Genomic DNA, 13,093 nt, shown 5'->3' with positions numbered 1-13,093 from the left:
AGTTCGCACTTCAGCTTTAGTCCCTCATGCGAAAACAAGCTTTCGAATCGGTTCTTCAAGCGCCGGCGCCGAGCTAAAGTGGCGCGTTTCGCTTTTCATTGAATATCCATATTCGGATCTAACGCATCCCGCAATCCATCACCGACAACATTGAATGCAAAAACCGTCAACATAATAGCAACACCTGGGATGATTGTTAAATGAGGTGACGTCCACATATAATCTTGACCTTGTGCAATCATGGCTCCCCACTCAGGTGTGGGAGGCTGAGCGCCCAGTCCTAAATAACTGAGTGCAGCTGTGGATAATATCGCCGTAGCCATTCGCATCGTCGCGAATACAATGATCGGTGCGAATGCATTCGGTAAAATGTGACGAATCATAATTCGAAAATCAGATGCGCCCAATGACTTCATCGCCATGATGTATTCTTTCTGTTTAATGGAAAGAACCGAGCCTCGTACAATACGGGCACATGTTGGAATGGACCAAATACTGATTGCGATGGCGACATTGACCAAATTCGTGCCCAAAATTGCGATAATCAACATCGCTAGCAATATCCCTGGGAACGAGAACAATAAATCAACAATGCGCATGATGACGCCATCCAATTTTTTATAGTACCCGCCGAGCAATCCAAGCGTGACACCCCCAATCAGACCTAGTGATACGGCCATGATCCCTACAAGCAAGGAAATTCGTGCACCGTAGACAATTCGTGCCCACACATCCCGTCCATAGTTGTCAGTTCCTAACCAATGGCCATCTGAAAACATTGGCAATTCGCTTGCCACCAAGTTTTGTTTAATGGGATCATGGATCGCAATAAGTGGCGCAAAAACTGCCATTCCGATTTGTAAAAGGATGATGACCAATCCCGCAACTGCTAACTTATTTTTGAACAATCTTTTTAAAGTAGTCATATAAACTTTTTCTTTTTTCTTAACAACCGGCAAACGTTTCTCCGTCGTCAGGATTGCATTCGTCATATGGTATCTCCTTTCATCAGTCGTAGCTGATACGTGGATCGATAAAGGTATAAACAATATCTACGATTAAATTTACGACCACAAACAGAGTGGCCACTAACAGCACAGATCCTTGAACCATAGGGAAATCTCTCATTGCGATTGAATCAATCATTAACCTACCTACACCATTGATGGCGAATACTTTTTCAGTAATGATTGTTCCCCCTAGCAAAAATCCAAAGTTAAGTCCGATGACTGTGATGACTGGAATCATGGCATTTTTCAGCGTGTGAATCCAAATGACGTTTCGTTCTTTCACACCTTTCGCCCTTGCTGTCCTAACATAATCAGCTTTAATCACTTCAAGCATGGAAGACCTCGCCATTCGTGCAATCATAGCTGCAGAGCCCGTACCAAGAGTAATTGCCGGTAAAATCAATTGTTTGAAACCGTCAACCGTGTAAAAAGGTTCGGAAAGTCCACCTACTGGAAGCCATTGCAGATTTACTGCAAACACTAAAATTAACAGTGTACCTAACCAAAAGTTCGGAATGGAAATGCCAGCAAGCGCAAACGTGGTTGACGTGACATCCAGCCATGAATTATGTTTGAGTGCTGATATCAACCCTGCAAATATCCCAATGACTACCGCAACAATCATACTGGAAATCGCAAGTTTTAATGTATTTGGAAAACGGATTGATATAGCCTCTGAAACAGCTTGCTTTGACTGATAGGAATAACCAAAATCCCCTTGAGCTGCATGTTTTAAATACCTTCCATATTGAACAAGGAATGGATCATTTAAGCCAAGATTATCTCGGATGGCTTCCAAATCGGTTTCAGTCGCCGTAGGTCCGCCCACCATCGTGGCTGGGTCGCCAGGAGCTATGTACATGGATGAAAAGACAAGAAAGGAAATTCCTAGTAATAAAAAAACTAGTTGTATCCCTCTTCTGACAATCAAAGCTATCATTTATTCCCCCACCTTCTTACAATTGTTAATTGATTTTTTTAATTTGATTAACAATTGGTTGTTATTTGTTAAATGTGATTATAGAGCATTGAGAATTAAAAATCTACATGAATATTCAAATAAATTATAATTTTTCAATTTTTATCTACCTTTCGTTAATAAATAGTGATTATCTCCTACATAACGTAATTCATTTCAGAAAAACTCAATCAAAATGTTAGTATCGCCTTATTAAAACGATGAAAACGTTTACAATCATTTCGTAAGTTGAAATTTCTACACAAAAAGACCCCTGACTTTTCATAAGAAATGTCAGGGGTCTTTATTTTGTTATAGTTTTAATCCACTTCGGCTCTTGAAACGTCTTAATAATATGTGGCTTTCCACACGCGTAATGCCTTCCAATGCGTACAATTCTTCGTTGATGAACTTTTCCAGATTGGAGAAATCATCCACCAAGACATGCATATGCAGGGTTGAAGGTCCGGTCATTTGATAACAGCTCGCAACACTAGGGTTATCAGCAAGTTTTTCAGCCACTTCCACAAGCGAAGATGGTTCACAGTCCACTTCAAAGAAGCCAGATACACTTTTACCAACTTTCTCCGAGTTGATTACCACCGTGAAACGTTCAATGACTCCCGCTTCTTGCAACTGGTGTACACGTTCGCGCACAGCAACGCGTGATAAGTTCAATTCTTTACCTATATCTACATACGATAAGCGTCCATTGGCAATCAATAATTCTAAAATACGTTTATCTGTAGCATCTAAACGCATGGGCCACCCACTTTCCACCATTGTATTGGTATTATACGAAAAGAATTAGCAGCTGGGAAGAAAAATAATTAATATTCTTACGACTTGTTTTTAAATGGGAATTTATATACACAGAACGACAGAAGACCAACTTCATAGAAGCTGGCCCTCCAAATAAATTATTCTGCTAGTCCCATTTCAGTACGCACAACTTCAGCAATGCGTTCCACATATCGTTCGCAATCTTCTTGCGTTGACGCTTCAACCATGACACGCACCAATGGTTCAGTACCGGAAGGACGTACCAACACGCGGCCATTGCCAGCCATTTCTTGCTCAACTTCCGCAATGACTGCCGCCACTTTTGCATTATCCGTTACGCCATGTTTGTCCGTGACACGTACATTCACAAGTTTTTGTGGGAAAATCGTCATTTCAGCTGCAAGTTCAGACAGCTTCTTGCCTGTAATTTTCATGATGTTCACCAATTGAAGACCCGTTAGTAAACCATCACCTGTTGTATTATAATCCAGAAACACGATGTGTCCTGATTGTTCTCCACCTAAATTGTAGCCATTGTTTTTCATTTCCTCGACAACATATCGATCACCAACCGCTGTTTGCACGCTACTCATGCCATGAGATTCAAGCGCCTTATAGAAGCCCATGTTACTCATAACTGTAGAAACAACTGTATCGTGCTTCAAACGGCCTTCACTATGCAAGTGCTTCGCACAAATGTACATAATTTGATCGCCATCTACGATTTGACCTTTTTCATCCACTGCAATCAGACGATCGCCGTCTCCATCAAACGCAAGCCCTACATGAGCTCCTTTGTCAACGACAAACTTAGCCAATACTTCAGGGTGAGTAGATCCGACACCTTCGTTAATGTTCAAACCGTTCGGTGATGCGCCCATTGTGGAAAGATCCGCATCCAGGTCAGCAAAAACATGAGTTGCTAAAGAAGAAGTAGAGCCATGTGCGCAGTCCAAAGCAACATGGATGCCAACAAAATCTTCATCCAACGTTTGCTTTAAGTAACTGATGTATTTTTGTCCACCTTCAAAGTAGTCCGTAACAGATCCTAAATTGCCGCCAACCGGGCGTGGCAATTCATCTACTTCTGTATCAATAAGCGTTTCGATTTCCGCTTCTTGTTCATCAGAAAGTTTGAAGCCATCAGAACCAAAGAATTTGATTCCATTATCCGCAACCGGGTTATGTGAAGCTGAAATCATGACGCCCGCTTCAGCACTCATCACACGCGTTAAGTAAGAAACACCTGGCGTACTGATGACGCCTAAACGCATAACTTCTGCACCTACCGATAAAAGACCAGCAACCAGTGCACCTTCCAGCATATGACCGGAGATACGTGTATCACGTCCAATCAAAACTTTCGGACGACTTGTAGCTCCTTTTGTTAAAACGTATCCACCGATACGACCTAATTTAAATGCTAATTCTGGTGTAAGCTCGCTATTCGCAACGCCTCGTACCCCATCAGTTCCAAAATATTTACCCATTTATCTATTCTCTCCTTCAAATCCAAACTTAAGCTCGCACGACATCCACTGTGACAGAAGGTGAAGACACCGTCCAAGTCACGTTCCCAGGACCTTCAACGGTGACATTCAAATGATTCTCACCGTTTTCAGCTGTGCTTGCATCTACATATACTTGAAAATCCTTCGCGCTTAATGTGTCAATATATGGACTTTCACCTCGTACAGTCAAGAGGACTTGACCACTTTCAGGTTGGCTGAATGAGTAACGATCCTTTTCATTCAACCCTCTGACTTCTACATTAATATCCGCGAATTCACGGGATGTTGTTTTAACTTCGTTTTCTTCTTCAGCTGGTACTTGGGCTGACTCGTCCAACACCGGCTCTTCTTCAGGTGCTGGTGTCACATCAACAAGTACTTCCAGTTGAGATTCAGAAAGTCTCGACGCACCTTTAGGTACCGGTAATTTCAATGCGAGTTTTTTTGATTCTTCAAGCTTACTCACATCTACGTCCACCTTGATTGACTCCAATGCATCGACTACCGCTCGGTTTCCGTACACACGTACATACTCAAATGCCGGCGTTAAATCATTAATTATTACGCCTTCTTTAGGTGGCCCGATTTGCCTTAAAGCAATGGGTACCTCTTTGCTATATTCTTCAATGTTAACCGTGACGTCCACTTGAGCAGGTTCAATGGTCACATTCAATTTGGATAAATCCTTATCCAATACTTTTACGCTCGCTTCTTGCGTGAATGTTTTATTGAGCCCTGGCTCTCCCCCGACGGTTGCTTTTACAAAACTGATGCTTTCAACTACACTTTTCGCTCCCGTTATCAATACGCGTTCAGGGTTCGTTTTCATGCCCGTCACGATAAAGTCTTCAGCCAGCAATCGTTCGTTAAATTCAGCATCTACCCGCATTTCCCGGGTTATTTTCTCTTCAATACTCACTTCGATATTAGAAGGATCTAAGGTGACTTCAAGTTTTTCTGACACGTTTTCCACTTGGAGCATGACATTATGCTGACCCATATTCAAATTGCGTAAATCCACAAAGACGGTGAAATCTTGCAACTGTTTTGCTGATTGTACAATCGACGTAGGTCCTTCTATCGTCACATCAACGGTCTCTGGAACTCCCGTGACCACTAAGTTCTCATCATCATAATAGACTTCCACCGGCACATCGCGAATAATATCCGTCATGTTCCCGTTCGTTGATGCATTCAAGCTTTCTTCATCGGATTTAATCGTCAAGAACAAAAGCATGGCAAGAAGTAGCGCAGTGATTCTCAAAAACCAAGGGCTATTCATCATTTTATCCATTCTTTTTCCCCCTCCACGTCCATTTAGAAGTGCTAACCATTTCAGGTTCAGGTCCAAACCACACTTTACGCAAGCGTGTTTCAAATTCTTCAATGGATAGATTTCTGTGAAGGTCTCCGTTAGACGTTAAACTAACCGCTCCCGTTTCCTCAGATACAATAATGGTAATGGCATCCGTCACTTCGCTTATACCCAGTGCCGCACGATGACGTGTACCAAGCTCTTTCGAAATGAATGGACTTTCAGATAACGGCAAATAACAGGCAGCCGCTGCTATTTTATTTTTTTGCATAATAACCGCACCATCATGAAGTGGCGTGTTCGGTATGAAAATATTAATCAATAATTCCGATGTAGTTTCAGAGTTCATTTTAATACCCGTTTCAATGTACTCCGTTAACCCTGTTTCGCGTTCAATCGAAATCAACGCACCAATTCGGCGTTTTGCCATATAGCTTACAGATTTCGTCATAGCTTCAATCAATCGATTTTGCTCTTCTGCTTCTTGAAGGCTCGTGCGGGCGAATAATTTCCCTCGACCTATTTGTTCGAGTGCACGTCTTAGCTCCGGTTGGAAAATAATAATAATGGCAAGAAAGCCCCAGTCAATGATTTTTTGCATCATCCAACCAAGTGTATCCAATCCAACTGTTTGCGTTAGCACCCGGACAATGATGATTACAAAGATTCCTTTTAATAATTGGACCGCTTTCGTTCCTTTTATCAAAGTGAAGATCTTATAAATGACAAACCACACGAGTAACACATCAAGTATATTAACGAGCACGTTTACCGGCGTCAAATCGGTGAATTGGTCAATAAACGGCATGTGGCATCCCCCACTTTTCATCACATATTCATATGGAATCAGTATAACATAAACATCCAGCCTTCTGCCTAATAGCGCAACGCTTCAGGCAAGATTGACACTTATAGCGCATGGATTTTGGCCTATGCGTGTTTTGGGGACTTCTATTCGTGGTTATTCCATTTCTATTCTCGTTTAATAGACTTTTATTCGCTTTTCCACAACTTCTTTTCGCGTTCACATATTTCGCAGCCGGAATCATGTCCTATCTCCTACCTTTCAATAGGGACAAAGCAAAAGCCCACCCTCAACGGGTAGGCTTATTTATCTTCTTTTCCATCAACAAGCGACGTGACGTCTTTTGCGCCTGCTTTAATTTTGTACCAAAGCCAATCAAACACTTGATTGATTTCTTCTATTTCACCTGTCACATTGGCTGTTGAGGCCATATACTGTCCATTGATTACCGTCACATTCCCATCTACTTCTCCATCAATTTGAAGGTCACCATTTTTGACAACCAAGTCCCCTTTGACAATCTCTCCTGCAGGAACGATTACTTTTTCTCCTTCAACCACAAGGTTTGGTTGTTTTGTAAACGAGAAATGTTGGTCATCGTTATAACTGGAGAAGAGTGAAGCACTCATCAGAATCATAAACAAGGCTGCAGCAGTCAGTAATGGATGGCTGTGGAACCAGCGTTTCATCCCAACTTTTGATGTTTCTTTTGGCAATCGTGCAGTCACGCCTTCCACAAAACCATTCGGTGCTGTAATATGTGAAGCGCTCTGAACGAACGCAGTGACTTTGCTTAACTCATGCATGTGCTGCTGACAAGACGGACAATTGATTAAATGGGTTTTGAGCTCCTGCTCATGTTCAACACTGATGTCGCCATCCAAATATTCATGCATATAGTGAACGATATGTTCTGGACATTTGTTCATCGTGAATCCCTCCTACATGTTACTCAATTGCTTTCTGAGCGCTTCGCGCCCTCTGTGGATACGGGTTTTCACAGTTCCAAGTGGCATTTCCAAAATGTCACTGATTTCCTGGAGCGGCAAATCCTCCATATATTTCAGTACAATCACTGCGCGGTACTTATCCGGCAAGCGACTGATTTCATATTGGACACGGTCTTGCATTTCCATTTTCATTACCTGATCTTCCGGCAATTCTTCTGAGGCAGCGATTTGCGAATACATATTCAAACCTTCTGTACCTGAAACCTCTGCATCCAAGTAATAATCCGGTTTCTTCTTTCTTATACGGTCGATACACAAATTGGTTCCAATTCGGTACAACCAAGTTGAAAATTTTCGATTTGTATCATACGTATGGATGTTAATGAAGGCACGAACAAATGCTTCCTGTGCGATATCCTCCGCTTCATGCATGTTTCCAAGCATACGAAAACATACCCGATATAATTTATCTTGGTATAGCTCGACAATCTCCGCGAATGCATTTTGATCGCCTTTTAATACTTCTTTTATTCGTTTGTTGACCAAAGCATCCATGGTGATTTCCCCTCCGCTCATGCGGCTGTCTTACTTATACGGATTAAAGTTGAGACAGGTTTCATCTTTTTTATCAATACCTAATATTATATCAGAAATATTTCAAGATACTTACAATTAATTAAAAACTTACCTATAAGTTGACGGCCATTCATGTCAATTAGTGGCATGAAATTAAATACAAAAACAGTTCAACCATAGCATCATATGCCAGGTTGAACCGTTCGATATTAACTTATAATAATTTTTCGCCGAATAGTGAGCCCATCAAAGCTACAGCTACATCCGCTGTTTTATTTTTCTCATCAAGAATCGGGTTTACTTCAACGAATTCAGCTGATGTGATTATGTCTGCAGAATACAGCATTTCCATCGCTAAATGACTTTCGCGGTAACTGATTCCACCCGGTACAGGAGTTCCCACACCTGGTGTATAAATCGGATCAATTCCATCTAAATCCAGTGATAAATGGACACCATCTACTTCACGATCTTTTAAATACCACATAGCTTTGTCCATAACTTCCGTCATTCCAAGCTTATCGATATCATGCATCGTGAACACTTTGATGCCTTTTTCTTTAATTAACTCACGCTCACCAGGATCAATTGAACGTGCGCCGATAATGACAACATTTTCAGGCTTGATTTTTGGTGCAAATCCACGAATATTCACCAATTGTTCATTGCCCAATCCAATACTTACTGCAAGTGGCATCCCGTGAATGTTACCAGATGGAGACGTATCTCCCGTATTTAAATCTGCATGCGCATCGTACCAGATAACGCCTAGATTTTCATAACGATCGCCTAAACCAGCCAATGTGCCAATGGCAATACTATGATCTCCACCTAGAATAAGTGGGAATTGACCATTTTCCATAACGTCATGTATTTTATTAGCTAAAGTTGTACTTGCATCTGTTACTTCTTTTAAGTTGCGTAAATTTGTATTCGTTGGAGCAGTTTTTTCTGCCGCTGCAATTTGGATATCGCCTTCGTCTGTTACCGTGTGACCAATCTCTTCTAAACGTTCAACAACGCCAGCGTAACGAATCGCACTCGGTCCCATATCAACCCCACGACGATTTTGCCCCAAATCCATCGGTACCCCAATTAAAGATATATTTAATTTATTCATTATTTTATACCTCCCCATTTACTTAGGTCTATTGTAAATCAGGAGGTACACTTGGCTCAACTGCACATCATTTTGAATATTTATTCATTTTTTCTTGCAACCCTTTGTTGACGCTGGCCCACTCTTTTTCAATGATTGAGTAAACAACGGCATTGCGCGGTTTTCCAGTCGAGCGAATTCGTTCATTTCGTAAGATGCCTTCTTTTTGGGCTCCGAGTCGTTCAATCGCTTTTTGAGACTCCACATTTTCTTCATCTGTTTTAAATTGAACGCGAATCATGCCAAGCGTTTCAAAGGCATATGTAAGCAGCAGCCACTTAGCCGTCGTATTGATATGCGTTCGTTGAAATGGTTTGCCATAAAAAGTACCGCCTATTTCACATGTTTTATTCGCATGGTCAATGTTATATATACGTGTAGAACCATACAGTTCCTCCGTTTTTGAGTTCGCTGCAACAAAAACCATTGTCGAATCAGTTAATTGCATATCTTCATAGCCAGAGCTCATCCACTTTTCAAACTCTTCCATATGCTGAAATTTATTAAGCATAAAAGTAAACGTTTCGGACGTTGTCAGTCTCCACAGTCTTTCAATGTCGGATTCTTGCATCGGTCGTAACGTCACATCATCATGCATTAATAAAACGCTCATATTCCACACTCCCAACAACTTTTACACTATCATACAAAAGTTTTTCCAATATATACAGACTGCGGTCTGAAAATTGTGTTATCTTCTGCTTGTTCCATCGCATGGGCAGTCCACCCGACAATTCGAGCCACACTGAAGGTAGGTGTAAAGAGTGCCGGGTCCAAATTAATGGCACGCATGATGGCTGCAGCATAGAACTCGACATTGGTATACAGCTTGCGGCCAGGTTTATGTTCATTTAACAGATGAATTATTTCTTTTTCAGCAAAAGTAGCAAGATCAAGCCATGCATCTTCTCCTTGAAGTGATAAACATTTTTCACGAAGCACAATCGAACGTGGATCTTCCGTTTTATAGATCCTGTGACCGAACCCCATGATGCGTTCTCCTCTAGCCAGCTTTTCTTCTATGACTGAACGAACACCTTCGGAAGACTGCATCTCGTCCAATAAATCAAGCACCCCTGAAGGAGCACCTCCATGTAAAGGACCTTTCATCGTCCCTAGTGCAGATACAATTGCAGATGGAATATCAGACTCCGTTGAGATGGTGACACGTGCAGCAAACGTCGATGCATTCAAACCATGCTCCATTGTTAATAACAAATACGTCTCAAGCGCTTCCACTTGTGCAGGTGTTGGGGATATCCCTGTTAACAAGTATAAAAAATTGGCTGTATGTCCGAGATTATCAAGTGAAGACAAAGGCTCCAATCCTTGTTGTCTTCGATAATAAAAGGCAACGATTACCGGAAGAGCAGCTGTTAAAATAACCGATTGTTCATATGTTGATTTTCCCAGGAATGACGGGGTTCCGTAAGCCGAAACAGCCACCTTCAATACATCCATCACTTGTAAATCAATGGGCAATTGCTCCAGTAGGTTTAGTACATGTTTAGGAAGTACTCTTCCTTCTTTCAGTAATGGGGAAACTGGTTCCTTCTCTCCTGTCCATAAAAATGTGGACAACTGTTCAAATGTTGCATTTGGGATGATTTTATCCACAAGTTCTCCACGGTAGCGCAATTCACCTTTGTCTCCATCGACCGATGCGATTTTCGTGTGAACGGCCACCACGTCTTTCAAACCTTTTTGAAACATACTGATCGCCTCCTATAAAAGAAGTATACGTCGGTAAATTGATTATAAAAATTAAATAGTTATAATTAACTTAATTAATTTTCTTAATTAGAGGTGTTTGTTATTGAAATTCAATGGATAAAAACATTCAGTGTAGCTGCCAAGACGCTTAATTTCCGTAAAACTTCCGAGCAACTTTTAATGTCACAACCGAGTGTTTCCGTGCACATTAAATTGTTGGAAGAATTTTTAGGGATTTCTTTATTTGAACGTAGCAAAAACCGGGTTACGCTATCGGATGCTGGCAAATTATTTGTGGATAAAGCAGACAAACTCCTTCAACAATATGAAGAAAGTATCCAAACCGTTCATGCATACAAACAGGGGTTTAGAAGGAATTGGACCATCGCCATTTCTCCGTTGCTTGCAGAAACCATATTACCTCATATCCTGCGTTCATTTATGCGTCAACATCCAGACTTAGAAATCACGATTCGCGTGGAAGAATCGCACCTCATCGAAGAACTTGTGGATAAAGAAGACGTACATTTGGGGATATCCGCATTAAATTCGACTTATAAACATATTGAATCGATTCCAATTTTTGAAGAACCTCTTCTTTTCATTGCTCCTGTGGATATCTATGATGATGAAAGTGGACCTGCGTACGATGAAATGGAGTTTTTACAAACTTATACACTGTTTACCCACCATCACCCCGTATTTTGGGATGACGTGTTGATAAAGTTAAGAAAACAAGTAACCGGCTTGCGTTCCATGAAAGTCTCTCAAGCACATATCACCAAACGTTTTATCCAGGAAGGGCTCGGTATTTCATTCCTTCCGCACTCTATTGTCAGACGTGAACTACTGGAGGGCAGATTGAAGAATGTCCATTTTGATTTATTTGAATTACCGAAAGTCACGACCTATGTAGTCGTGAAGAAACAAGGAGATTTGGAGAAAGAGTTCATTCAACTCTTGTCATCGCATTATTTTGGATAAACATGATTTCAGAAAAACAAAAAAAGATGTTTGGAATATAATTATTCCAAACATCTTTTCAATTATGGAGCCTAGCGGGATCGAACCGCTGACCTCCTGCGTGCAAGGCAGGCGCTCTCCCAGCTGAGCTAAGGCCCCGAAAAAAGATTAAATAAAAAAAATGAGCCATGTAGGATTCGAACCTACGACCCTCTGATTAAAAGTCAGATGCTCTACCAACTGAGCTAATGGCTCGTACAAAAGTTATGGCTGGGGTACCTGGATTCGAACCAGGGCGTGACGGAATCAAAATCCGTTGCCTTACCGCTTGGCTATACCCCATTAGTAAAATCGAAAAAATGGTGGAGGGGGGCGGATTCGAACCGCCGAACCCGAAGGAACGGATTTACAGTCCGTCGTGTTTAGCCACTTCACTACCCCTCCAAGGGTAAACATATAAAAATAATGGTGGAGGATGACGGGCTCGAACCGCCGACCCTCTGCTTGTAAGGCAGATGCTCTCCCAGCTGAGCTAATCCTCCGGTAAAAAGAATGAAAAGCGGCGTATTTCGTTGTCAACTCACGCATTCATTTCAGTCACGTACTTTTGTACGCTCCTTCATTCATTCGTTCGTTTCCTAGAACTACTTGCTTTTGATCCTTTTTACGAACTGGTTAAAGTTACGTAAAAAGAAATTCATGGTGACCCCTACGGGATTCGAACCCGTGTTACCGCCGTGAAAGGGCGGTGTCTTAACCGCTTGACCAAGGGGCCGATATGTATGATAAACGAGTACTGTATTTTTGGAAAAAAGCTTCCAACCGGGCTCGAACCGGTGACCTCTTCCTTACCATGGAAGCACTCTACCTGCTGAGCTATGGAAGCAAGAAGAAAGTAGTGGCTCCGAAGGTAGGACTCGAACCTACGACCAATCGGTTAACAGCCGATTGCTCTACCACTGAGCTACTTCGGAATAAAAGTATAAATAAAAAAGCCTAGCGACGTCCTACTCTCACAGGGGGAAACCCCCAACTACCATCGGCGCTAAAGAGCTTAACTTCCGTGTTCGGTATGGGAACGGGTGTGACCTCTTTGCCATTATCACTAGACTTTTTTTTGAGTGTTTGTTCACTCAAAACTGGATAAACGGGTCATTGAAAACCATTCAAATTCATTTTGGTTAAGTCCTCGATCGATTAGTATTCGTCAGCTGCACACGTCACCGCGCTTCCACCTCGAACCTATCTACCTCATCGTCTTTGAGGGATCTTACTTACTTGCGTAATGGGAAATCTCATCTTGAGGGGGGCTTCATGCTTAGATGCTTTCAGCACTTATCCCGGCCACAC

12 protein-coding genes, 8 tRNA genes and 2 rRNA genes are annotated in these 13,093 nt (G+C 41.8%); 1 reads left to right on the top strand and 21 read right to left on the bottom strand.

Annotated elements, in window-relative coordinates; genetic code table 11:
• Positions 1-95 precede the first annotated feature (95 nt).
• From AC1DSK_RS03830 to AC1DSK_RS03780, 11 genes are all read right to left on the bottom strand, one after another.
• A complete protein-coding gene (locus tag AC1DSK_RS03830) occupies positions 96-992 on the bottom strand; it encodes an ABC transporter permease (RefSeq protein WP_477546673.1) in 897 nt (298 codons plus the stop codon).
• A gap of 16 nt (positions 993-1,008) precedes the next feature.
• Positions 1,009-1,950, bottom strand: coding sequence for a nickel ABC transporter permease (gene nikB / locus AC1DSK_RS03825; protein WP_477546672.1), 942 nt, complete (start codon positions 1,948-1,950; stop codon positions 1,009-1,011).
• A gap of 330 nt (positions 1,951-2,280) precedes the next feature.
• Positions 2,281-2,730, bottom strand: a complete 450-nt coding sequence (locus AC1DSK_RS03820; RefSeq protein ID WP_016429495.1) for an Lrp/AsnC family transcriptional regulator — start codon at positions 2,728-2,730, stop codon at positions 2,281-2,283.
• Between the two features lie 158 nt (positions 2,731-2,888).
• The gene (gene glmM / locus AC1DSK_RS03815; protein WP_477546671.1) at positions 2,889-4,241 is read right to left on the bottom strand and encodes a phosphoglucosamine mutase; all 1,353 of its coding nucleotides are present in this window, start codon (positions 4,239-4,241) and stop codon (positions 2,889-2,891) included.
• A 28-nt stretch (positions 4,242-4,269) separates the two neighbouring features.
• The gene (locus AC1DSK_RS03810; RefSeq protein ID WP_477546670.1) at positions 4,270-5,556 is read right to left on the bottom strand and encodes a CdaR family protein; all 1,287 of its coding nucleotides are present in this window, start codon (positions 5,554-5,556) and stop codon (positions 4,270-4,272) included.
• Complete coding sequence (cdaA, locus tag AC1DSK_RS03805) at positions 5,549-6,385, bottom strand: diadenylate cyclase CdaA (RefSeq protein WP_016429492.1); 837 nt, start codon at positions 6,383-6,385, stop codon at positions 5,549-5,551. The genes AC1DSK_RS03810 and cdaA overlap by 8 nt, the downstream gene beginning before the upstream one ends.
• 299 nt (positions 6,386-6,684) lie before the next feature.
• Positions 6,685-7,311 carry a zf-HC2 domain-containing protein gene (locus tag AC1DSK_RS03800; protein WP_477546669.1) on the bottom strand — a complete coding sequence of 209 codons (627 nt, stop codon included), beginning with the start codon at positions 7,309-7,311 and terminating at the stop codon, positions 6,685-6,687.
• 12 nt (positions 7,312-7,323) lie between these two features.
• Positions 7,324-7,887, bottom strand: a complete 564-nt coding sequence (gene sigW, locus AC1DSK_RS03795) for an RNA polymerase sigma factor SigW (RefSeq protein ID WP_477546668.1) — start codon at positions 7,885-7,887, stop codon at positions 7,324-7,326.
• Positions 7,888-8,122: 235 nt separating this feature from the next.
• On the bottom strand, positions 8,123-9,028 hold the full coding sequence (gene rocF / locus AC1DSK_RS03790; RefSeq protein ID WP_477531896.1) for an arginase: 906 nt from the start codon (positions 9,026-9,028) through the stop codon (positions 8,123-8,125).
• Between the two features lie 67 nt (positions 9,029-9,095).
• Positions 9,096-9,680, bottom strand: a complete 585-nt coding sequence (locus AC1DSK_RS03785; protein ID WP_477546667.1) for a GNAT family N-acetyltransferase — start codon at positions 9,678-9,680, stop codon at positions 9,096-9,098.
• A gap of 29 nt (positions 9,681-9,709) precedes the next feature.
• Positions 9,710-10,780, bottom strand: a complete 1,071-nt coding sequence (locus tag AC1DSK_RS03780; RefSeq protein WP_477546666.1) for a citrate/2-methylcitrate synthase — start codon at positions 10,778-10,780, stop codon at positions 9,710-9,712.
• 93 nt (positions 10,781-10,873) lie between these two features.
• Between AC1DSK_RS03780 and AC1DSK_RS03775 the strand changes: the two genes are divergently transcribed.
• The gene (locus AC1DSK_RS03775; protein WP_477546665.1) at positions 10,874-11,764 is read left to right on the top strand and encodes a LysR family transcriptional regulator; all 891 of its coding nucleotides are present in this window, start codon (positions 10,874-10,876) and stop codon (positions 11,762-11,764) included.
• 65 nt (positions 11,765-11,829) lie between these two features.
• On the opposite strand, the gene AC1DSK_RS03770 is transcribed toward AC1DSK_RS03775, so the two are convergent.
• From AC1DSK_RS03770 to AC1DSK_RS03725, 10 genes are all read right to left on the bottom strand, one after another.
• Positions 11,830-11,902 (bottom strand) — tRNA-Ala (locus AC1DSK_RS03770).
• A 23-nt stretch (positions 11,903-11,925) separates the two neighbouring features.
• Positions 11,926-11,998, bottom strand: a tRNA-Lys gene (locus tag AC1DSK_RS03765).
• 12 nt (positions 11,999-12,010) lie between these two features.
• Positions 12,011-12,085: transfer RNA gene (locus AC1DSK_RS03760), tRNA-Gln, on the bottom strand.
• An 18-nt stretch (positions 12,086-12,103) separates the two neighbouring features.
• A tRNA-Tyr gene (locus AC1DSK_RS03755) sits at positions 12,104-12,187 on the bottom strand.
• 22 nt (positions 12,188-12,209) lie between these two features.
• Positions 12,210-12,285: transfer RNA gene (locus AC1DSK_RS03750), tRNA-Val, on the bottom strand.
• A gap of 158 nt (positions 12,286-12,443) precedes the next feature.
• Positions 12,444-12,518, bottom strand: a tRNA-Glu gene (locus tag AC1DSK_RS03745).
• 38 nt (positions 12,519-12,556) lie between these two features.
• Positions 12,557-12,629 (bottom strand) — tRNA-Thr (locus tag AC1DSK_RS03740).
• Positions 12,630-12,642: 13 nt separating this feature from the next.
• A tRNA-Asn gene (locus AC1DSK_RS03735) sits at positions 12,643-12,717 on the bottom strand.
• A gap of 20 nt (positions 12,718-12,737) precedes the next feature.
• Positions 12,738-12,853: ribosomal RNA gene (gene rrf / locus AC1DSK_RS03730) — 5S ribosomal RNA — on the bottom strand.
• Positions 12,854-12,920: 67 nt separating this feature from the next.
• A 23S ribosomal RNA gene (locus tag AC1DSK_RS03725) occupies positions 12,921-13,093 on the bottom strand; the annotation flags it as partial.

This window comes from Paenisporosarcina sp. P4_B8 (assembly GCF_056402175.1).
This window is presented reverse-complemented; position numbering and strand designations above follow the sequence as displayed.